Source organism: Bradyrhizobium altum (assembly GCF_020889705.1).
Lineage (GTDB): Bacteria > Pseudomonadota > Alphaproteobacteria > Rhizobiales > Xanthobacteraceae > Bradyrhizobium > Bradyrhizobium altum.
The window spans coordinates 17,425-38,639 of the sequence record NZ_JACMYP010000053.1; the positions used below are offsets into that span (position 1 = coordinate 17,425).

Here is a 21,215-nt window from a genome sequence, read left to right on the forward strand (position 1 = left end):
GGGTCGATCGCCGACGAGGCGCTAATGGAGCCGGCGTGCGATTGGCTTCGCCAGCGCGTTCTGCCATTCCCGCTGCGATGACCGGTCGATTACCCGCAGCCCGTTCAGCAGGGCCGTGGTCTTCGGCTGCACCCGCGAGCCGTCGATCACCTCGAGCTGGCCGCACCGGTTGAGGGTGTGCAGCTTGCGCCCGCTCCATAGCGGCCCGGGCTTGAGCAGATGCCGAAGGGCCTGCTTGTACGTCGTCGGCGACAATTCGAGCACTTCCGCAAGTCCGAGCGCCGCGCCGTATCCGGTGGTGCAGTCCTGCACCGGCCGCCACAGCCTTCCATCGACGGTCACGAAGTTTCCGGCCGGCCGCGTGGTCGCGCGATCCATCAGGATCGGATTGGCCGCATGCGGTTGCCAGGGGCCGAGCAATTGCCCGGCGTAATAGATCGCAAGCGTGTCGGAATAGCCGCCGGTGCCATCGCGCCAGGCTCCGAACATGTAGTGGAGGCCGTTATGCTGCGTGACGGTCACGTCGGCAAGTTCGAGGCCGGACAGCAGCGTTGAGTGCCGCTCCCACTTGTCCGGAAAGCGGATGCATTTGTAGATGGGAACGTCCCGGTGCGCAGTGCTTTCCGGGATCATCCAGAGCTCGCCGCCATCCTCGATCAGGAACGGGTAGGACAGATGCCAGGGCTCTTCGAGCACGGGCATCACCGTGCCGATCGGCCCGCGGTCGTCGAATTCGATCGCGGAAATGATACCCTTGCCGGTCCGGTGGTCGAGGTCCTCGAAGAACACGAAGGTCTTGCCCTGCCACTTCACCGGGACAGGATCGGCATAAAAGTGGTTGCCGGGATCGCCGAGCACGTTCCAGGCAGGTCCCGACAGGTCGCCGGTGCGCCAGATATCCGCGTTCCCGGCGAAGCGCCAACCGACATGCCAGTGCGGCGCGTAGCAGCACAGACGATAGATTTCCTTTGCGATCGAGGTCGCTACGCCGCGCATGACAAAGGGCGCGGGATTTGGTGCTGCGCCGCTGTTAGCAGGAGCAGCCAATTGCGGCACGAGCCGCGGAGCTCCTGAGAGAATCGGCGGCAGCATCGACAGCGTGCGTGCCATCACCGTTTCGAGCCCGCCGCTCAGGCCGGCCGCGATTTCCGCGGAGGGATGACCGCGGTCCATCACCGAGCCGTCGAGCTCGTTGACGATTTCGATCACCGGCAGATCGCCGGCGAGAATGGCCGAAAGTACCGCACTCTCCCCCGCGTGCCCGTTGAACCGTGGACGGAGATAGAGCTTGGCGGAGCAGTTCGGATCCCGCGTGGCGCTGGTGAAGTCGACCACCACGTCGGGGTTGCCGGCGGGCGGACGCTCCGGGATCGTCTTCAGCCGGTCGGCGCCGCCGGTCTTGCCCTTGCGCAAGACGATGCGCTCAAGCTCGAACAGCATGTCGAGGCCGGCGGGTCGAGGCTCCGGCGTCGTGGTCCAGATGATTTGAACGGGAATATCCTGATCGTTGATGCGCAGCGACTCGCGGCACATCCAGAGCCGCGGCTGCGCGCGGTCGCAGCGAAACTCGATAATCATGGCCAGCCCAACTTCCTAGTGCGCGTCCGCTCCCATAGCATCGCCGAGAATGCGGACGTATTCCTCTATCATGGCATCCAACGAATAACGCGACTTCAGACCCACGGCGCTTTGCCGCAGCTGGTCGCTCAACACACGATCTGTCAGGACCTTCGACACGGCGGCCGAGAATTCGGCCTCGTTCGCTGCGTCCACGAATACCGCCGCAGGCTGTCCCTGGTAGGACAGCACCTCGCGCAGCACGGGGAGGTCGTTGACGACGCAGGGAATGCCCGCGCTCGCGGCTTCGACCGCGGCAAGGCCGAAGGTTTCGGCCTGCGTGGGAAATACGAAGACGTCGAGGCAGGCCAGAAAATCGGCCATCTGGCGCGGTGCAATCTCGCCGATGAAGTGCACCCGGTCCGCGACCTCAAGCTCGTCCGCCAGGACCCTCAGCCGCCCTTCATCCGCGCCCTGGCCGGCGAGCGCAAGGTGCCAGGACGGATCGGCAGCCAGCAGGCGAATGGCCGCATCGAGCCGCTTGTGCGGGTGCAGCCGTGCCGCGCAGCCGAGCAGGGTACGGTCCGACGGCAGCTTGAACTGTTGCCGCGCAACGTCCTTCGGCAGGCTGTGCGACTTGTCGTCGAAGCCGTGCGGGACGTGCTTCATGCGCGATCGATACGGAGCCGGATAGCGCGCATATTCGCGCTCCATGTCCCGTGAGTTCAGCGTGATGCAATGGAAGAAACCGGTAGAACCCATGATGATGTCGGCCGCACGCACCGGCATGCTCATCGACAGCGCCGAGGATACCTGGTTGGCGATCACGGGGGCGCAGCTGACGAGGCGCGACACGCCTCCGCCGATCACATTGCCGAAGTGCTGGAAGGTCAGCACGACATCGGGTTTGACGGTCCTGAGATGACCGGCGAGTGCCCACAGCATGCGCAGCAGCGCCACCGGGTTTCCCGGACGGGTCTGCGCGCAATAGAACGTATTGGGCGGCTCGTCGAAGGAATCCGATTTGCGGAAGAAGAACAGGTTGGCGACGTCATAGCCGCGCGCGGTGAGGCCGGCGCCGAGCAGCCGCGAGATCTCCTGCGCGCCGGCGTTCTCGGCCTGGGTCTGCACCAGGACGACACGCAGCTTTCGCTTGCTCTCGTTCGGTCGATCGCGTGATGCGGTCGATGCCTCGCGCAATTCTGTGCTTGGCGTGTGCTGGAGCACGGATTCCTCACCCGTTGAAGGAGTGGATTCGTCCCCTTCAGTTTTGCGCGCGTAACTATCACGCGACGCGCGCTCGTGCACCGGGTAGCGCGTGATGAGGTTACTGCTCATTTAGCAATCAGACATGTGTCGGCAATCGAGATCTATTATCTCACAGATAGCGTACAGCCGGCTCGTTAACTAATTGGTTACGGCAACGCAAAGAGGGGGTAACCGGCGATTAACCATAGATATTTACGTTGGAGCAGTACTGTCAGTTGAATTCGAGTCAGAACCCATGAAGTTCGGTAGCCGCATAGGCCCGAGACGCTCCGAAGTCACGGAACCCGCAGCGTCGTGGGAAACTGCCGGCGTACCGGCTGGCCAATCCTCCGCGGAAACCACCAAGGGCGTGCTTAGCATTCCGGGTGTGGCGGCCTTTTTTCGCGAGAAGGGTCAACGCATCCTGATGCTCGCCGCGGTCATCTTCGCGGTCGGTGTGATCCTGTTGATGTTGATCCCGGCGCGCTACGCCGCGACGGCGCTCGTCGTGCTCGATCCGCGCGAGCAGCGGGTGACCGCCGACCAGGACGTCCTGCCCGGCATCGGTCAAGATGCCGCAGCTCTGCAAAGCTACGTCGAAATCGCCAAATCCGATGGATTTCTCGGGCCGCTGATCGATCAGCTCAAGGTCGCAGAGGACAGCGACATCGCCGGCGGAAGGACCGACGCCACGCGCCTGCTCGACCGGTTTCGCAACCGGCTCGATATCTCGAGGCGCGGGTTAACCTATGTTATCGCCATCAAGTTCACGTCCAACAGCCCGCAGCGCGCCGCGTACTACGCCAATGCGGTGGCCGAGGCGTTCGTCGCCAGCCAGCGCGGGACGCGCAGCGTGGCAACCGACGAGGCCGCCGACTGGCTGAAGAGCCGGCTCAAGACCTTGAACGACCGGCTGCGGTCATCGGAAGATGCCGTTGCCAAGTTCAAGCTCGAGCACCGGATCGTCAACGCCGGCAAGGAATCCACCACGCAGCAATTGCGCGTCACCGACCTGACGCAGCAGGTTGCCGCGGCGCGCGCCCGTGCCGAGGAGGCCAAGTCGCGCTATGAGCAGCTGCAACGCGACCTGAAGGCCAATGTCGACGGGCCGGTCAGGCAGGACCTGCTGAGCGCGCTGCGCGCCCAGCGCTCCGCGCTCAACGACCAGATTGCGCAGAAGCGCGGCGTGCTTGGCGATCGTCATCCCGACCTCGTGATGGCGCTCAGCCAGTTGAGCGATCTCAACCGGCAGATCGAGATCGAGCGCAAGAAGAACATCGACACCGCGAAGTCGGAATACGAGGCGCAGCGCGACCAGCAGAAGGCGCTCGAAGACCAGTTGAAGGCGGCCGAGCAGCAGATCCTTGTCGACGGTCAAGCGCTCGTCAAGCTGCAGGAATTGCAGCGCGATGCCGATGCCAACAAGAATATCTACGAGCAGTTCCTGTCGCGCTACAGGACGACCGACGAGCAGCGCGGGCTTCAGAACTCGCAGACCAAGGTGGCATCGCCCGCGACGCCGCCGGTGCGTTCGACGCTTCCGCCGCTTCCGCTGTTGCTCGTCGCGCTCGCGATCGTCTCGCTGCTGACGTCGACGGCGATCGTCGCCGTGCCCGGTCTGGACCTGAAGCAGCTCCCGATCAAAAGCATTCCGCCGCTTCGCCGCGCCGAGGCGCCCGCACCGGCACCGGCCCCGGCCGCGCCGCAATCTGCGCTGCCGCCGGGATTGCCGGTGCTGGCCCGGATTCCCAACATGGTGTCGTCAGATGCCGTCAGGAGCGTCTGGCAGACTCCGATTTCGACGACGGCCGAGCCCGATCTCAGTCCGCATCTTCAATTGCTGATCGAGAACATCGAGCAGGTTCCGGGTGAGCACGGCAAGGTGGCGCTGCTGCTGTCGGTCGAGACCGGTGCGGGCGGCAGCACCGTCGCACGGTCGCTCAACCGGTCCGCCGTCAAGAACGGGATGCTCAGCGTCCTGATCGAGATGGAAACCAGGCGCGCCGAAGTCGCGCCGCCGCAAGGCTCGGGGATCATCAAGGCCGATCTGCCGTCGGTCGTCGAACTGCTCGGCGCCAGCAGCAAGGCGCCGCCCTATCCCCAGGACGACATTCGCGCCGATTTCGGCCTGATCATCGTCGACGCATCGTCGCTTGCCACGCAGCCGGCCGCGGTCGCGCTGGCCGCCCAAGCCGACCTGGTGATCCTGGTGGTTCGCGAGGGCGCTGCCAACCCGGCTGCGATCGGCAAGGCGCGGACCGATCTGTCCAGGTTCGGTTCGGTCCCGATCGCGCTTGTCGTCAATCGCGTGGCGGCCAATGCCGCGGTCAGCAACCCTCAGCGCGAAGCCCTGGGATTGGCAAGCTGAAGGTCTAGATTTTTGTTTGACGAGTTTACTTCACGCGAAGCGGCGTCCACTTCGCTTGAAAACGCTCTAGTCCTTGCTATCCGCAACGCGGACTGCGTAAGCGCCAGCCTTCGACGACGACAGATGCGACAGCACCAGGATTGACGGGTCGACGCCGGTCCGCCGGCGGCACAGCACGTTGAGCGCGATGGTGGCGAGCACCAGAGAAACCGTCGCCGAGATCGCCGCCCCGAGCACGCCGAGCCAGGGGATCAGCACGACAAATCCGATCAGCCGCAACGCCACGTTGGCGGCGACAACCGGAACATAATCGCGCTCATGCCCCGTCAGCTGCAGGACCGCGGCGGACGGCCCGCCTGCCGCCTGGAAGGCCGTTCCGATCGCGAGCACGATCAACACCCACTGCTGCGCGGCGAAATGCGGTCCGAACAGGCCGAGAAGGTAGGGAGCGCCGACCCAGACAATGACGAGCCCGCTCAGCACGCAGAGCGCGGTCACCTCGGCCATCAGCTTCAGCGTATGTTCGAGCTCGCGGTGATTCTTGCTGAAATACAGCGACGGCAGCCGGCGCGCGCCGAACGTGTAGAGCGCAGCGGAAAGCATCGCGAAGATGTTGGCCAGACGCGAGGCGGCGAAATAGACGCCAGCAGTGGCCGGATCCAGCATCCAGTAGACCAGGATGACGTCGAAATACTGGTTCGCCGCTTCGAGAATCGAGGCGAGCCAGAAGCGGAACGCGCTGCGGTTCCAGCGCGACGTCTCGAAGCGCGCGGTGACCGCGCGCAGGTTCGGCAGCACGCGTACGATCGACGCGATCTGCACGACCAGCCCCAACGCCATCGCGACCGTCATCGCGGCGAACAGTTCGGCGGGGGTGAGTTGGCGGTGGCCGAACAGCGCCGCGATCAGGACCAGGACAACGGCAACCCGCCAGAAGAATTCGCGATTGCCTTCGCCCATCAGGATGCTGACCAGCGATCGTGCGATCTGGCTGCCGAGCATCAGCCCGGCATTGACAGCGGTGAACGCCGAGACCGAGAGGATCAAGAGCCACCATTCGCCGCGAATGCCTGCCACCGCAGCGATCGCGGCGATCGAGATCAGCATCCCGATCGCCGAGTACTTCAGGCTCGACAGCAGCACGCCCTTGGTCAACTCGGCCTGGCCGCGCACCTCGTACTCATTGAGGAAGCGAACCAGCAGCAGCTCCTGGCCGACCAGGCCCACGACCGCGGCGATCTGGGCAACGGAGAGCAAGGTTGCGAAGTCTCCGAACGCGTCAGGCGTCATCGTCCGCGCCGCCAGCGAGAACAGGGCGAACGCGAGTCCGCCGCTGCCAACCTTGAGGAGGATGGTCCCGGCAACGCCGCGCGTGACATCGCGCCGTAGCATTTGAAGAACAGAGGCAATCACAAGAGACGACTCAATATCCTGTCAGGCTGCTGACCCTAGCAATCGGTGAGGTCTGGAGTGTTAATGTTCTCTTGCTAAAATTCCGTTCCTTCCAACCGGGCTTGAAGCGCTACGGCCAATATGTCGCGCTGCTCCATTCTGGAACGCTGCCGTCCTCGCTGTGTCCAAACGGCGCAGATCGGATTTTTTGCCCGGCGCCCGGTTCGACAGCGTGGACCGCGCTGGTTGAAGCCGCGTTAGCGCGTCAACGGCACCCGTCGGCGCGCCACGGCCGCGCAATTGCCCCGCCAGCCCGCCGTGGAGCGCCCAAAACGTCGGTTTCATGACCGCTGTGGCTGCCAGCCATGTGCCGGGAAGGGACTGATCGAGGTGGGGGCGTGGTCGTTAACCTCAATCATGGAACTCGTCGTGTCCGTTCTGCGAGGCGGCAGGGCAGGCAAGGAAATTGCAGTTCCGTAGCCAATTAGCCGTCGGAGCGGACAAAGATGATTGCCGAGGAAAGCATGACCCAGCCGATCGCAACCTGCGGGGCTGAAACGATTGAAGCGGACGTTGCCATTGTTGGCGCCGGTTTGGCGGGCTCGCTCGCGCGGGCCGTCCTCACGCGTGCCGGGTATCGGGTCGTCCTGATCGACAAGCGTTCGATCCCGCCGGATGAATTCCGCGTCGAAAAGATCGCCGGACCGCAGATCGATATCTTCCGCCGCATGGGCTTCATCGACGATGTCGAGGCCGTCGCCTCGTCCTATGACCGGGTGCTCAACATCAGGGACGGTAGACTGGTCGATATCGGCGTCGGCCGGTCTTACGGGGTTTCCTATGCCAACCTCGTCGACATGGCCCGCGGCCTGACGCCTGATACATCCAGCTTCCTGCTCGACCAGGTGACCAATGTCAGCTGCAGCGAGGATTGTCAGCAACTGACGCTGGCCTCCGGAAAACGCATCGTCTCGCGCCTGGTCGTTCTGGCGACCGGCATGGCGGGCGCGCTTGGCTACAATCTCGGAATGCGCCGGCAGATGATCGCCGCGCGCCATTCGGTGACGTTCGGCTTCACGATCGCGCGGCCAGATAACGCGCCATTCGGCTTCGACGCGCTGACCTGCTACGGCAAGCAGGCGGCTGACGGCGTCGACTATCTCAGCCTGTTTCCGATGTCGGGCGGCATGCGCGCGAACCTGTTCATGTTCCGCGACCCGACCGATCCGATCATGCGCGAGCTGCGCCGCGACACCAGGCGGACGCTGCTCCGTCTGATGCCGGGACTGGAGCGCTACCTTGGCGATTTCCAGATCGTCGGCCAGGTGCACAACTGGGTCATGGACCTGTCGGTGACCGAGGGCCATCTGCAGCCGGGCGTCGTGCTGATCGGCGATGCCTACCAGACTAACTGTCCTGCGGCCGGAACCGGCGTGAGCCGCCTGCTGGTGGATGTCGAGCGTCTTTGCACCGAATATGTGCCGCGCTGGCTCGAGACCGACGGCATGGGCACGGAGAAGATCGCGGAGTTCTATTCCGATCGCGACAAGCTCGACGCCGACCGGCATTCGCTGCAACTGGCGCGCTTCCGCGAGGCTTTGACCGCCAACACCGACGTACGCTGGACCATGCAGCGGAAGCTGCACTTCCTGCGCCGCACGATCACGCATCAGGTGGACCGGATTCATCCGGGATGGGTGATGCGCGTCCGCAGCGCGCTCCGTTAAAGGGGCGCGCGCTTCTCAAGCTGCTCTAGCGTGTACCGGTCGAAGTGCGGACCGGCCTGAGGTCGGTCACCCGCTTGGCGGCCTGCTTGATCCAGGGCGCTTGCTTCAGCGCAAACAGTGCAAGCGATCCGGCCGCGCTGCCGGCCTGCGTCACGCTCGACATCGGCGTGGGCTGGCCTCCGAACTGCATCTTGTAGGGTTCGTCACCGATGGTGAAATCCAGCACCCGGTCTCCGCGCTCGATGCAGTCCTTGGCGACACTCTCGAACGTCAGCGCGCCGATCGACTGGCTCTTGTATCCCTCGATGTTGAAAGCCGTCATGACGACGAGCAGGCTGCCGCGGTGAGCGAGCCCAAGGGCGGTGGCGATGACCTCGCCATCCATCTTCATGGCATAGAGCCGGGTAAAGGAGCCCATGCCGCGAAGCGCCACGCTCGAGTAGAAATCGAAATATTCCGGACGCTGCAGAAGGTCACCGTCGCCGTGTGCCTGGAAACGCGGGCCGCGAAACTTCCTCATCACGTCCATGGCTTCGCCGATGGAAGCGCTGTCGTTGCAGCATGCGAAGGTGAGCGTGCCCTTCTTGTGGATCTGGCGCCATTTCTTTGCCAGTTCCTTTTGATAGGATTTTCCCAGCGCGTTGAGCTCCCATTGCTCGAACGGCGCGGACAGGACCGTCGCATAGGCATTGGTATCCATCAGGCTGCGGTGAGGCGCCCCGAGCAAATTCTCGATCGGCATCCTGGCATCGAGCAGCTTGGGAATGCGCAGTAGGTCGAATGGCCGGACCAGTTTGCGAAGCTGCTCGCAGGCCTGCCGGTCCTGCAGCATGTCGGCGAATGTCTTGGCGGCGCAGACCGGCGACAAATAGTCGGACACACGAAGGTCCGCGAATTCGATCGTGCGCATCGGGCCTCGCCGCACGCGGAGCAGCGGCAGCACGGCCGCAAGCGCGCCGTTCGCGCGATGACGGACGACGACGACCAGCGGCTTCGCTGCCGCGGCGGGAGCGAGCTTGCGATAGAGGCTGTCGAGCCACAGCGGATGCTGGAAGGCGGTCGCGTCCGAGCCTTCGAACAATGTCGCGTATTCTTCAGACAGGAAGTCGAATGCGTCGTCGATGCAAACATCGAACGCGTCATCATTCTTATTCATGTGAAACCAAACAAACGGGTTTTCAAAGCGCCGGTCGAGCCGCCGTGATCTCCTTATAGCAAAGGCTGATGATCTCGGGCACCGGGAGATTACGATTTGTATTAATGTAGTCCCTCGACCTTTGCGCAGTGTTGCCACTCAAACGTCGCCGGCCTGGCCGAATCCTGTGTGATGCTGTCGCTCCGCCCAGCGCCGGCATCGTTAACACTCCCTTGCGGTCCGTCTCACGTCACGCTGCCGCGTGATATCGCATCCGTCTGGACCGGATATTGCAGTCAGGTGCACGTAAGCACTGGAGCCCCTGCTGAAATGTTGACCAACAGCCAAAAAGCCCGCGTTTCCGACGCAATCTCGCCCCTGCAGGCCGATCGCGAGCGGCCGCGGCGTCTCGATTCGGATATGGCTGCTTCAGCTGTCCGGATTTGCAACACTTCGAGCGCCGGGCAGCTGGCTTCCTTCGCGGATGGGCCAGCCGAATCAACGATGCCGAATGGCATGCTGGAGCGCCGCACCAATCCTGTCGGCAGGGCTGCGACCGCCAGCGTTGCCCGGGCGACGATCGGCGGGCTGCGGCTCGCCGTGCTCGATCGCGAGCAGACCGCGGACTTCATGGTCGAGGCGGTGTATCCGAACCGGCGTATCGATCGGCCGCTGTATCTGACATCAGCCAATGGCGAGGTGCTGTCGCGCTGCTCCACCGAGCCGATGACCGACCGGCTGTTCCGTGCCGCCGACCTGATCAATGCCGACGGGCAGCCGCTGGTCATGGTGTCGAAGCTCCGTTCGCCGAACCCGCTTCCCGAGCGCGTTGCGACCACGGATTTGTTCCACGACGTTGCGCGCAAGGCGGAAGAGTTCGGGCTGACCTTCTACCTGTTCGGTGCGAACGAGGCCGAAAACAAGGCGGCAATCGCCAATGTCCGCCGGGCCTATCCGGCTCTCAAGATCGTGGGCCATTCGCATGGCTATCTGCGCGGTGGCGCGCTTCGGGCCAAGGTGCATGAGATCAACGCTCTGGCGCCGGACTTTCTCTGGGTCGCGCTTGGCGTGCCCTACGAGCAGGCATTCGTCGACGAATTCATGTCGCGGCTTGGTAATGTCGGCGTCATCAAGACGTCGGGCGGATTGTTCAACTTCCTGTCCGGATCGCGGCCGCGCGCGCCGAGATGGATGCAGATCGTCGGGCTCGAATGGGCCTGGCGTCTTTGGCTCGAGCCGCGCCGGCTGTTCTGGCGCTATCTGACGACCAATCCGCACGCTCTCTATCTGCTATTCAACCGGACCCGGTCCTCGGCGACCAAGGACTGAGTCCGTACCCAGTGCAATGTGCCGCTCCGATCCACCGGAGCGGCGAGCTCATCAATGAGCGGAGTACAACCGATGGACGGTCGAGCAGTCGATGGCTCGGTCTGGCAGGCGCCGGGCGTTGATGCTGAAAATTTCGCGCGAACCGTCGTCAACTGGTCGATCACCGTCAACGTGATCATGTCGATGGGGACGTTCCACCCCGCACTGCTTCCGACCGAGGTAACGCTGGTTCAGCAGGCCGTCGCCCTGCTGATGTGGGGCGTGCTGATCTATGCGAGCCTGTTCATCCGTCCCTGCCTGCGGTTGGCGTTCAATCTCGATACGCTTGTGATCGTCGCATTCTATGCGTTCGCCACGATTTCGGTGTTCTGGACTAATTTGGACGCGGCGGCGCTGATGAAGGCCGTGGCGCTCGCGATCACGACGCTGGGCGCGTTCTGCATGGTCAGCCGCGTCGACATCGACGACATCGTGAAGGCGACCACCCGCGGCCTCTTCGTGCTGATCGCGGGCTCGGCGTTTTGTGCGGTCGTACTCCCGGACATCGGCGTGGACCAGACCTGGATGCACAATGGGCAATGGCAGGGCGTCTTCGAGTCGAAGCAAACCCTGGGCTTCGCCGGCGCCTATCTCATGTTCTTTGCCTGTTATCGAAAGATAACCGGACAGGGATGGCTGCCGTTCCTCGTGACGTTCGCACTGGCCTCGACCTGCGTCGTCTTTTCGGAGTCGCGCGGCGCCGGCGCCTTGTCGCTGGTCGCCTGTGCGCTGTTGCTGACCTCCTTGTGGTCGGTCAGCTGCATGCGGGTCTACGCGGTGCTGCCATGTGCCATGTGCGTCGCGGCCGCGTTGCTGATGTTGTACTTCTACACGACCGGGTACGACTCGATCCACGTGTTCGATACGACGATCAATTTTACCGAAAGAACCTTCATCTGGCATTACGCCATCAGCCATTTCGATGATGCGCCGCTGTTCGGATTTGGCATCAACGGGTTCTGGACCAGACCGGACATCTACGACTATTTCAACCAGAACCACGGCTGGGTGCTCGACAATTACCACAACGGCTACATCGCCATTCTCGTCGAGACCGGATTCCTGGGCTATTTGCTGTTCATGGCGAGCGTCTTTCTGTTTTCCTACAAGATGCTCTGTTTGATCGCGGAGCTGGCGATCGACCGTCTGCATTGTGCGCTGATCGTCGGGTTCGTCTTCCTCAACTGCCAGACCAACTTTACCGAAACGGTCTTCCTGCGTTCGACGATGTTCACCTCGGTGCTGTTGATCGCCTTTTTCCTCGCCGCTTGCCGCTCGTTGCCGTCGCAGCGCCTGCGGCTGCGCGAACTGGAGCCGTCATGACCGCGTTTCGATTTGTTCCGCAAAGAGCCTTAAGCGCGCTGCTGGCGGCGGCGCTTTCTGCCGTGCTGATCTCGCCCGCGCGTGCGGCCGGGCAGGGGGCGTCACCGGACGTCGCGGCGTTGGGGCGCGGCATCAATATTCTTGGCTATGACGGCATCTGGGAAGGTTACCCGAACGCACCCTTTCGCCTGGAAAACCTCACCGCCATTCGCAAGGCGGGCTTTTCACACGTCCGGATCAACTTCTTCGGCTTCAAGTACATGGATTCCGGCAACATCCTGGACGAAGCCGTCCTGCGGCGCCTCGATGCCGTGATCGAGCAGGTGCTGGCGAGCAAGCTGATCCCGATCCTCGATGAGCACGATACCGATCTCTGCCAACGCGACGTGCCGGAATGCACGGCGAAGCTCAAGGCGTTCTGGCGCCAGATCGCGTCGCGCTACGCGGGCAAATACCCCGCGCTGGTGTTCGAGATCCTGAACGAGCCCGGCGGGAATATGACGTCGGCCGAGTGGAACGCGCTGCTCGGCGAATGCCTGGCCATCGTCAGGGGCACCAATCCGAAGCGCAATGTCGTCGCCGCCGTCCTGAACACCGAGGAGCTGCCGGTCGAGCAGCTGACGCTGCCGGCCGGCGACGGGAACCTGATCGTCACGTTCCACTATTACCTGCCGCTGCAATTCACCCATCAAGCGCGCCGTGGTCGGCGACTTTCTCGAAGATCGGCCCGTTGAGTTGGGGCTCCGCGGAGGACGAAGCCAAGGCCGCCGCCGATTTCGACAAGGTCAGGTCCTGGTCGGAGAAGGAGCAGCGCCCGATCTATCTCGGCGAGTTCGGCGTCTACGAGCGCGCGCCGGCGGAGAGCCGGGTGAAGTACCTGTCGTTCGTGGCGAGGCGCGCTGAAAGCTTCGGCTGGGCGTGGGCCTATTGGCAATTCGATCACGATTTCGCGGCATTCGACGGCGCCCGGCAACGCTGGAACAGGGACATCCTCCGCGCGATCATTCCTCCGGCTCGATGAACCCATGCGGCCCTTGCGCGGCCTCTGATTCAGGATCGCGCGGAACGCCATGCCTTGCCTTGCATGGCCTGAGGAATAATACTCGCTCCGGACAGCCAGACCTAGGGAATCGAGAGCGTTGCCGGACATTGCGAGCAGGGAACAGTTCGATGTCAAGCGCGCAGCCTTTGCCGCGACCATCGGCAACATGCTGGAGTTCTACGACTTCATCACCTACAGCTTCTTTGCGACCGAGATCGGCCGCACCTTCTTCCCGGCGCATAGCGAATACGGCAGCCTCATGCTGTCGCTTGCGACCTTCGGCGCCGGTTTCCTGACGCGGCCAATCGGCGGCATCGTGCTCGGCATCTTCTCCGACCGGGTCGGCCGGCGGCCGGCGATGCTGCTGAGCTTTGCGCTGATGGGTGGCGCGATCCTGACCATCGCGTTGACGCCGTCCTATGCCGCGATCGGCGTCGTGGCGCCGATCATCGTGATCCTGGCGCGGATGGTGCAAGGGTTCGCGCTCGGCGGCGAGGTCGGACCGACCACGGCCTATCTCATCGAGATCGCGGCACCCAGGAATCGCGGCCTGGTGGTGGCCTGGCAACCCGCCAGCCAGGAGATCGCGGCGACCGTCGGCGCCCTGGTCGGCGTCATCCTGAGCAGCACGATGGCGCCCGACATGCTGCAGGCTTACGGATGGCGGGTCGCATTTCTGCTCGGGGCCGTCTGCCTGCCGTTCGGCATCTGGATGCGCCGGACGCTGCCGGAAACGGTGCCTCACGGCGACCGCGCCGTGGCGGGCGTCGAGCGCGCGAACCATGTCACGCTGGCGCGCCGGCACAGTCGTGTGATCCTGCTGGCCGTGATGATCCTGGCCAGCGGCACGATCTCGACCTACGTGACGCAATACATGACGACCTACGCCAAGAACACGCTGCATGTGTCGCCGTCGCTGGCGTTCACCGTATCGCTGGTGAGCAACGGACTTCAGATCATCGGCGCGGTGCTGGGCGGCTGGCTTGCCGACCGGCTCGGACGCAAGCCGATCATGATCTGGCCGCAGCTGGTCGTGCTGGTGCTGACCTATCCGGCCTTCCTGTGGATCGTCCGGGACCCCGGCGCGTGGTCGCTGCTATTCGGTTTCGGCATCCTGTCATTCATCGGATCGCTGCCGTTCACGGCATTCTATGCGGCCTTCACCGAAGCGCTGCCGCAGAATATTCGCGGCGGCGTGTTCGCCACGATCTACGCGGTCGCGATCGCGACCTTCGGCGGCACTGCGCAACTCGTGGTCACATGGCTGCTTCATGTGACGGGAGATCCGCTGGCGCCGTCCTGGTATCTGCTGCTCGCGGCAGCGGTCGGCATCGTGGCCATGAGCCTGATGCCCGAGACCGCCCCGGTGAAGGTCGGCGAGAAGTAACCGCTGAGCTCAATCCATGTCGCGAAAGGCGTGGCCGTTGGCCTCGATCGCCTTCACGAGCTGCGGCGGCAGATTGGCCTGCGCCGAGGTGCCGTCGAACACCCAGTCCTTGGCATCCGCCAGATCGGGGAGACCCGCACCTTTGCGGACATAAAGGCCGACCGACGCCTTCTTCGGGTTGATGTAGAGATCGTAGTCCATTGCGCGCCTCCTCTCCGTTGAAGTTCAACGGAAGCTCCGGCGCAGATTGGCCGGAGGCTTCCTGGAAGAGTCAACGCCGGCTGGTCTAGGCGGGTTTCTTCGCCTCCGGCGCAAGCACCACCGACGCTTCGCTGGTGAGCATCAGGAAGGTGATGGTCTCCTGGAAATACAGCTGGACCGAGGTCGCCGAGTGGCTGAGATAGCCGATCGAAAGGTCCTGGCCGATCGAGAGCTGGAAATCGCCGCCGCGGGTGGTGAGCAGGACGCCGCCCTCGATCGCAGGCGCCCAGATGATCTTGCCGTCGATCAGGCGCTGGATGTGCTGCAGTACGGGATAGCCGTCGTCGGTCGCACCGCCGATCGCGGTATAGGGCTCGGTGCCGAGCAGGAGCGTATAGGGACCGTTGACGCCGGCGAGCCGCAACTGGCTGACGGCCTGCGCGACCACGGCGGGGTAATTCTTGACGCTCGACGGCAGCTTCAGCACCGGGTTGCTGGTGCCCTGACGGATGCCCTGAATGCCGGCGGCGGTGTAGCCATCGAACACCGCGCGATCCTCGGCGAAGGCGATCTTTCGCGCGGCCTCCTTGAGAGGATCCCAGTCGGAATCATTGGAGCCGCGTTCGACATCGTCGATTGCCTGTCGCGAGAGCTCGAACGGCACGCGCAGCTCGACCAGCGCGCGCACGTCACGCTGCGTCGCCTCGACGCCGTCGCCGGGCGTGGCAATTTTCTTGAGATGGCCGGTGCCGACCGCGGAGAAGTCCGTGCCCTTCGGGCCATCGACATCGACGACACGGCGCGCCGCCAGATGGCGCTTCAACGTCCGCGAGGCTTCCTCTTCGATCTGGGCCCATGCCGCGTCCGAGATGGGGGCTAGTCCCCGATGAAGATTATTCATGTCCAGCCTCTCCTTTGAGTGAGCCGATCCCGAGTGAGCCGTCGGACGGCGGTATTCTTGGTGCAGGTGCTTCGTCAGCCCCGGCGTCGTCCAGCGACGGCTCAGCCGGCGCGGGTGCAGCCGCCTCGCTGGTAACTTCCTCCAGGAAGGTCGCCGACGGGATGAAGAACAACGTGCCGGTCACAGCGCGGCTGAAGTCGAGCAGGCGGTCGTAATTGCCCGGCGGCTTGCCGACGAACATGTTCTCCAGCATCTGCTCGATCCGGTGCGGGGAGCTGGCATAGCCGATGAAATAGGTGCCGAACTCGCCCTTGCTGATGTTGCCGAACGGCATGTTGTCGCGGACGATATCGAGCTCCTCGCCGTTCTCGACGATCGTCGTCAGGGCGTTGTGCGCGTAGCTCGGCTTCACGGCATCGTCGAGCTCGATGTCGGACAGTTTGGTGCGGCCGATGATCTTCTCCTGCATCTCGACCGGCAGCTCGTTCCACTTCTTCAGATCGTGCAGGTACTTTTGTACGATCACATAGCTGCCACCGGCGAAGGCCGCGTCCTCGTCGCCGATGATCGTGGCCTCGGTCGCCGCCTGATCCTCCGGATTTTCCGTGCCGTCGACAAAGCCGAGCAGGTCGCGCTCGTCGAAATATTTGAAGCCGTGCACCTCGTCCGAGGTGGCAACCGCATCACCGAGCCGCGACATGATCTGTGTCGCGAGCTCGAAGCACAGGTCCATCGGCACGGCGCGGATGTGAAACAGCAGGTCGCCTGGTGTGGCGACGGCGTGGTGGACGCCGTTGATCTCGCGGAACGGATGCAGACCTTGCGGCTTCGGCGCACCGAACAGCCGGTCCCATGCATCCGAGCCGATGCCCATGACGCAGGACAGCCGGCCCTCGAGATCGCGGAAGCCGACCGCGCGCACCAGCGCAGCCAGATCGGCGCACAGCGACCGCACCACGGTATCAAATTCCGGATTGGGCTTGATCGTGACCGCAAGGAAGATGGCCGCGCGCGTCAGTTTCGCAGCGACCGGTTGCGGAACGGCTGATGGCACGCATCTCTCCTTAACTAACGGCACTTCCGCGCGAAAAAGGTCTGAACCGGACGCCGGATCGACGTCCAGACAGGGGAAGAGGAGCATGCCATCGGAGCCTTTACAAGAGCCCGGATTGCTAGGCTTCCGCGGACGGACCAACCGGCTTTCCGGACTTCTCCTCCTCGAGGGTCACCGCAATGGCGGCGTTGGCTGACAGCCGCACCTTGGAGCCTTCGACACCGGCAACGAAGCCGAGCTCGATATAGTGGTGATGGCCCTTGTGGAAGCCGTCGCTTTCGCTTTTCTTGAGCTTGATGCGGTTGCCTTCCACGTGATCGACGGTGCCGACGTGCACGCCGTCGGCGCCGATGACCTCCATGTTGTCCCTGATGTTCTGCTGCGTCATGGCGCTCTCCCTGGTTGCAGGTCGGCTTGTACATTCAGCTTGCATATGATGCGCCCGGACGACGCGGCGATGACGGCGCGTCGTTGGCAGTCCGGGTTTCTCTCACACCGGTTCGAATTCGTCCGCGGCAGCGTTCTCGGGCTTCTTGCCGTTGAAGGTGAGGCCGGCCTTGGTGGCGGAGAGCTTCACCCGCGAGCCGTCGCGGACGTCGCCGGCGAGGATCATCTCGGCGAGCGGATCCTGCACGCTGCGCTGGATCACCCGTTTCAGCGGACGGGCGCCGTAAGCCGGATCCCAGCCCTTCTCCGCCAGCCAGTCGCGCGCCTTCGGGTCGAGCTCGAGATCGATCTTGCGATCCTCGAGCAGCTTGCGCAGGCGCGAGAATTGAATCTCGACGATGCGGCCCATGTCGCTCTTCTGCAGCCGGTGGAACAGGATGATCTCATCGATGCGGTTGAGGAACTCGGGCCGGAAATGCGCCCGCACCATGTTCATCACCTGCTCGCGCACCGCGCTCGTGCTCTGGCCCTCCGGCTGGTTGACGAGATATTCCGCGCCGATGTTCGAGGTCATGATGATCAGCGTGTTGCGGAAATCGACGGTGCGGCCCTGGCCATCGGTCAGGCGGCCGTCGTCGAGCACCTGCAGCAGCACGTTAAAGACGTCAGGATGCGCTTTCTCGATCTCGTCGAACAGCACGACCTGGTAGGGACGGCGCCGCACAGCTTCGGTCAGCGCGCCGCCCTCGTCGTAGCCGACATAGCCCGGAGGCGCGCCGATCAGCCGCGAGACCGAGTGCTTCTCCATGTATTCGGACATGTCGAGACGGACCATCGCGGTCTCGTCGTCGAACAGATATTCGGCGAGCGCTTTTGCGAGTTCGGTCTTGCCGACGCCGGTCGGACCTAAGAACATGAACGAGCCGATCGGCCGGTTCGGGTCCTGCAAGCCGGCGCGGGCGCGGCGCACCGCGGTCGACACCGCGCGCACGGCCTCGGCCTGGCCGACGACGCGCTTGCCGATCATCTCCTCCATGCGCAGCAGCTTGTCCTTCTCGCCTTCCAGCATCTTGTCGACCGGAACGCCGGTCCAGCGCGAGACGACCTGCGCGATATTGTCGGCAGTCACGGTCTCGCTGGCGGACGAGGTCTCGCTTGCCTCGACGGCAGCGAGCTTTTTCTCGAGCTCCGGAATGCGGCCATAGGCCAGCTCGCCGGCCTTCTGGAATTCGCCCTTGCGCTGCGCATTGGCAAGCTCGGTGCGCAACTGCTCGAGCTCGCCCTTCATCTTCTGCGCGTCGGAGAGCTTGCTCTTCTCCGACCGCCATTTCGACGTCATGTCCGCCGACTTCTTCTCGAGATCCACGAGATCCTTCTCGAGGGTTTGCAGACGGCTCTTGGAGCCGAGATCGGTCTCCTTCTTCAGTGCCTCCTGCTCGATCTTGAGGCGGATGATCTCGCGGTCGAGCGAGTCGAGTTCTTCGGGCTTGGAATCGACCTGCATCTTCAACCGCGCCGCGGCCTCGTCCATCAGGTCGATGGCCTTGTCGGGCAGGAAGCGGTCGGTGATGTAGCGGTTCGACAGCGTTGCGGCCGCAACCAGCGCCGAATCCGCGATGCGCACGCCGTGATGCTGCTCGTATTTGTCCTTGAGGCCGCGCAGGATCGAGATGGTGTCCTCGACCGTCGGTTCGGAGACGAACACCGGCTGGAACCGCCGGGCCAGCGCCGCATCCTTCTCGACATGCTTGCGGTATTCGTCGAGCGTGGTGGCGCCGATGCAATGCAGCTCGCCGCGCGCGAGCGCAGGCTTCAGGAGGTTGGACGCGTCCATCGCGCCGTCGCCCTTGCCGGCGCCGATCAGCGTGTGCATCTCGTCGATGAACAGGATGATGCCGCCCTCCGCAGACGTCACTTCCTGGAGCACCGCCTTGAGCCGCTCCTCGAACTCGCCGCGATATTTCGCGCCCGCAATCAGCGCGCCGAGATCGAGTGCGAGCAGCGCCTTGTCGTGCAGGCTTTCCGGCACGTCGCCATTGACGATGCGCAGCGCCAGGCCCTCGACGATCGCGGTCTTGCCGACGCCGGGCTCGCCGATCAGCACGGGATTGTTCTTGGTGCGCCGCGACAGCACCTGGATGGTGCGGCGGATCTCCTCGTCGCGGCCGATCACCGGATCGAGCTTACCGTCGCGCGCGGCCTGGGTGAGGTCGCGGGCATATTTCTTCAGCGCGTCATAGGCATTCTCGGCCGTCGCGCTGTCGGCGGTGCGGCCCTTGCGCAGCGCGTTGATCGCTGCATTCAGGTTCTGCGGATTGACGCCGCCCTTGGCGAGCAGCTTGCCGGCCTCGCTGTCCTTGTCGGCGGCGAGGGCCTGCAGCAGGCGTTCGACCGAGACAAAGCTGTCGCCGGCCTTGTCGGCGGCCTGTTCCGCCGCGGCGAAGGCGCGCGCGGTCTCGGGCGCGAGGTAAATCTGTCCGGAGCCGGCGCCGCTGACCTTCGGCACCTTCGCCAGCGCGTCTTCGGTCGCCTTGAGGATCGCGCGCGAGTTGCCGCCGGCGCGGTCGATCAGGCCGGCTGCGAGGCCTTCACTGTCGTCGAGCAGCACCTTCAGGATGTGGAGCGTCGAGAACTGCTGGTGTCCTTCGCGCGTCGCGAGCGATTGTGCCGACTGAATGAAGCCGCGGACGCGATCGGTATATTTTTCAATGTTCATCGTGGCACCTCAAGGCAGCACAGGCTCGTCGAGATCCATTATGCCATGCATTGCCGCCGGCGACAGATGGCGGAACGATGACATCCATCATGCGACAGGCGTCCAAACGTGCCGGGCGGAGAATAGCGGGCCTGACGCCGCCGTTGCTCGTATCGTGTGGTCGTTTCAGGGGAGTGTCAATCGCGGAGCGCGGCCGCCGGCATACCGCTCTTGAGGTGTTACGACTGCCGGTGTTGGCTTCTGGCACTCATCCGGAGGTACTGCCGCGGACGCGCCGGCAAATCGGGGTCCGGCATCACGCCGATGGCGGCTCGGCTGATCGTGATGCTTGCGAAAATGAGCGGCGCGACGATCCCGGATCGTTGCAACCGTGCAAGAGCCGAAGTCGTGTTCGCGATTTCAGTAACGGTCATCTCGCACCTCGCGGAATGCACGCGATCATGCAGACGTGCGTCGCGCGCTGTTCCACTGAATCGCGCGATGATGAGTCACTGCACACTCTGAACCGTCGATGAATAGCTGCGTGATGCGTTTGGCGCTGTTTCAGGTTGATGTAAGGTCGAGGCGCTAGCGATGAAGTGTGTCGGTGCGTTGCCGATGCACGGAACTTTTGTTCCGGTTCTCACGTTGAACGTGCTCATCGAAGAGGCTCCCAATGATCACTCGTCTCCTTTCGACCGCGTCGTGCGCCGCGATTGCCACGGCGCTGCTCGCTGCGACGGCCGTACCGGCAATCGCACAGGATGCGGCATGCGCGCCGGTCTCTGCCGTCGACACCGCGCCGCCGCCGTTGCCGACCTACGATCAGCCGCCGGTGCCCGGGCCCGGTTACATGTGGTCGCCGGGCAATTGGTCGTGGGACGAGGATCGCGGCGATTACTACTGGGTGCCGGGCACCTGGGTGCAGCCGCCGCGGGTCGGCTTGCTGTGGACTCCCGGTTATTGGGGCGCATTCGGCGGCGGCTTCATTTTCCATCAGGGCTATTGGGGCGATCGCGTCGGCTTCTACGGCGGCATCAATTACGGCTTCGGCTACGGCGGTTCAGGCTATGAAGGCGGCCGCTGGGATCACGGCAACTTCTTCTACAATCGCTCCGTGAACAATCTGCAGGGCGCGCGTATCACCAACGTCTACGAGAAGAACGTCACGATCAATCAGACCACCATCAACAACGTCAGCTACAATGGCGGCCGCGGCGGCGTCGAGGTGCGGCCGACTCCCGCCGAACGTGCAGTCGCCAAGGAACAGCATTTCGCGGCGACGCCGTTGCAACGCAAGCAGGTCGAGACCGCAAGCCAGGATCCGAGCCTGTTCAAGCGGACCAACAACGGCGTTCCTGCGGTCGCCGCAACGGCGCGGCCCGGCGAGTTGAAGGGCCCGGGCGTGGTCCGCGCGCGGCCGGCCGGTG

Annotated in this window: 16 protein-coding genes and 1 pseudogene; 7 read left to right on the plus strand and 10 right to left on the minus strand. The window is 63.8% G+C overall.

From position 1 onward, the window contains the following. Window positions 1-21: 21 nt before the first annotated feature. On the minus strand, window positions 22-1,578 hold the full coding sequence (locus H8B02_RS15925) for a glucosamine inositolphosphorylceramide transferase family protein (protein ID WP_229167100.1): 1,557 nt from the start codon (window positions 1,576-1,578) through the stop codon (window positions 22-24). 15 nt (window positions 1,579-1,593) lie between these two features. Continuing rightward, complete coding sequence (locus tag H8B02_RS15930; RefSeq protein WP_229167101.1) at window positions 1,594-2,784, minus strand: glycosyltransferase family 4 protein; 1,191 nt, start codon at window positions 2,782-2,784, stop codon at window positions 1,594-1,596. 277 nt (window positions 2,785-3,061) lie between these two features. On the opposite strand from H8B02_RS15930, the gene H8B02_RS15935 reads away from it, so the two are divergent. Next, the gene (locus H8B02_RS15935; RefSeq protein WP_376711668.1) at window positions 3,062-5,173 is read left to right on the plus strand and encodes a GumC family protein; all 2,112 of its coding nucleotides are present in this window, start codon (window positions 3,062-3,064) and stop codon (window positions 5,171-5,173) included. A 66-nt stretch (window positions 5,174-5,239) separates the two neighbouring features. Here the strand turns inward: H8B02_RS15935 and H8B02_RS15940 are convergent, their stop codons facing one another. Next, window positions 5,240-6,565, minus strand: a complete 1,326-nt coding sequence (locus H8B02_RS15940; protein ID WP_233287649.1) for a lipopolysaccharide biosynthesis protein — start codon at window positions 6,563-6,565, stop codon at window positions 5,240-5,242. A 506-nt stretch (window positions 6,566-7,071) separates the two neighbouring features. Here H8B02_RS15940 and H8B02_RS15945 point away from each other — a divergent pair. Further along, window positions 7,072-8,292 (plus strand): FAD-dependent monooxygenase, encoded by a 1,221-nt coding sequence (locus tag H8B02_RS15945; RefSeq protein WP_229167103.1) that lies wholly within the window; start codon window positions 7,072-7,074, stop codon window positions 8,290-8,292. A gap of 25 nt (window positions 8,293-8,317) precedes the next feature. Here the strand turns inward: H8B02_RS15945 and H8B02_RS15950 are convergent, their stop codons facing one another. Then, entirely contained in the window at window positions 8,318-9,448 is a 1,131-nt protein-coding gene (locus tag H8B02_RS15950; RefSeq protein WP_229167104.1) for a GNAT family N-acetyltransferase, read from the minus strand. Between the two features lie 495 nt (window positions 9,449-9,943). On the opposite strand from H8B02_RS15950, the gene H8B02_RS15955 reads away from it, so the two are divergent. The 4 genes and pseudogenes from H8B02_RS15955 to H8B02_RS15970 all read left to right on the plus strand — a co-directional run bounded on the left by H8B02_RS15955 (window position 9,944) and on the right by H8B02_RS15970 (window position 14,547). After that, window positions 9,944-10,756 carry a WecB/TagA/CpsF family glycosyltransferase gene (locus H8B02_RS15955; protein WP_229167113.1) on the plus strand — a complete coding sequence of 271 codons (813 nt, stop codon included), beginning with the start codon at window positions 9,944-9,946 and terminating at the stop codon, window positions 10,754-10,756. 72 nt (window positions 10,757-10,828) lie between these two features. Next, window positions 10,829-12,118, plus strand: coding sequence for an O-antigen ligase family protein (locus H8B02_RS15960; RefSeq protein WP_229167105.1), 1,290 nt, complete (start codon window positions 10,829-10,831; stop codon window positions 12,116-12,118). Next, window positions 12,115-13,139: pseudogene (locus H8B02_RS15965) on the plus strand (glycoside hydrolase family 5 protein). Before H8B02_RS15960 ends, H8B02_RS15965 begins: the two are co-directional and overlap by 4 nt. 118 nt (window positions 13,140-13,257) lie before the next feature. Then, window positions 13,258-14,547 (plus strand): MFS transporter, encoded by a 1,290-nt coding sequence (locus H8B02_RS15970; protein WP_283842197.1) that lies wholly within the window; start codon window positions 13,258-13,260, stop codon window positions 14,545-14,547. A 9-nt stretch (window positions 14,548-14,556) separates the two neighbouring features. On the opposite strand, the gene H8B02_RS15975 is transcribed toward H8B02_RS15970, so the two are convergent. The 6 genes from H8B02_RS15975 to H8B02_RS16000 all read right to left on the minus strand — a co-directional run bounded on the left by H8B02_RS15975 (window position 14,557) and on the right by H8B02_RS16000 (window position 20,219). Further along, window positions 14,557-14,748, minus strand: coding sequence for a hypothetical protein (locus H8B02_RS15975; protein ID WP_173640563.1), 192 nt, complete (start codon window positions 14,746-14,748; stop codon window positions 14,557-14,559). An 85-nt stretch (window positions 14,749-14,833) separates the two neighbouring features. Continuing rightward, complete coding sequence (locus tag H8B02_RS15980; RefSeq protein WP_229167106.1) at window positions 14,834-15,649, minus strand: family 1 encapsulin nanocompartment shell protein; 816 nt, start codon at window positions 15,647-15,649, stop codon at window positions 14,834-14,836. Continuing rightward, entirely contained in the window at window positions 15,642-16,703 is a 1,062-nt protein-coding gene (locus H8B02_RS15985; protein ID WP_229167107.1) for a Dyp-type peroxidase, read from the minus strand. The genes H8B02_RS15980 and H8B02_RS15985 overlap by 8 nt, the downstream gene beginning before the upstream one ends. Before the next feature lie 118 nt (window positions 16,704-16,821). Beyond that, the gene (locus tag H8B02_RS15990) at window positions 16,822-17,091 is read right to left on the minus strand and encodes a DUF2171 domain-containing protein (protein ID WP_229167108.1); all 270 of its coding nucleotides are present in this window, start codon (window positions 17,089-17,091) and stop codon (window positions 16,822-16,824) included. Between the two features lie 102 nt (window positions 17,092-17,193). After that, a complete protein-coding gene (clpB, locus tag H8B02_RS15995; protein ID WP_229167109.1) occupies window positions 17,194-19,806 on the minus strand; it encodes an ATP-dependent chaperone ClpB in 2,613 nt (870 codons plus the stop codon). A 218-nt stretch (window positions 19,807-20,024) separates the two neighbouring features. After that, window positions 20,025-20,219 carry a hypothetical protein gene (locus H8B02_RS16000; RefSeq protein ID WP_229167110.1) on the minus strand — a complete coding sequence of 65 codons (195 nt, stop codon included), beginning with the start codon at window positions 20,217-20,219 and terminating at the stop codon, window positions 20,025-20,027. Between the two features lie 242 nt (window positions 20,220-20,461). On the opposite strand from H8B02_RS16000, the gene H8B02_RS16005 reads away from it, so the two are divergent. Further along, on the plus strand, window positions 20,462-21,215 hold a 754-nt coding region (locus tag H8B02_RS16005), incomplete at its 3' end, for a YXWGXW repeat-containing protein (protein WP_229167111.1).

Coding starts and splice junctions, on each gene's coding strand:
- H8B02_RS15925 (WP_229167100.1), bottom strand. CDS start 1,578: ATGATTATCGAGTTTCGCTGCGACCGCGCGCAGCCGCGGCTCTGGATG.
- H8B02_RS15935 (WP_376711668.1), top strand. CDS start 3,062: ATGAAGTTCGGTAGCCGCATAGGCCCGAGACGCTCCGAAGTCACGGAA.
- H8B02_RS15940 (WP_233287649.1), bottom strand. CDS start 6,565: ATGCTACGGCGCGATGTCACGCGCGGCGTTGCCGGGACCATCCTCCTC.
- H8B02_RS15945 (WP_229167103.1), top strand. CDS start 7,072: ATGATTGCCGAGGAAAGCATGACCCAGCCGATCGCAACCTGCGGGGCT.
- H8B02_RS15950 (WP_229167104.1), bottom strand. CDS start 9,448: ATGAATAAGAATGATGACGCGTTCGATGTTTGCATCGACGACGCATTC.
- H8B02_RS15955 (WP_229167113.1), top strand. CDS start 9,944: ATGCTGGAGCGCCGCACCAATCCTGTCGGCAGGGCTGCGACCGCCAGC.
- H8B02_RS15960 (WP_229167105.1), top strand. CDS start 10,829: ATGGACGGTCGAGCAGTCGATGGCTCGGTCTGGCAGGCGCCGGGCGTT.
- H8B02_RS15975 (WP_173640563.1), bottom strand. CDS start 14,748: ATGGACTACGATCTCTACATCAACCCGAAGAAGGCGTCGGTCGGCCTT.
- H8B02_RS15980 (WP_229167106.1), bottom strand. CDS start 15,649: ATGAATAATCTTCATCGGGGACTAGCCCCCATCTCGGACGCGGCATGG.
- H8B02_RS15990 (WP_229167108.1), bottom strand. CDS start 17,091: ATGACGCAGCAGAACATCAGGGACAACATGGAGGTCATCGGCGCCGAC.
- clpB (WP_229167109.1), bottom strand. CDS start 19,806: ATGAACATTGAAAAATATACCGATCGCGTCCGCGGCTTCATTCAGTCG.
- H8B02_RS16000 (WP_229167110.1), bottom strand. CDS start 20,219: ATGACCGTTACTGAAATCGCGAACACGACTTCGGCTCTTGCACGGTTG.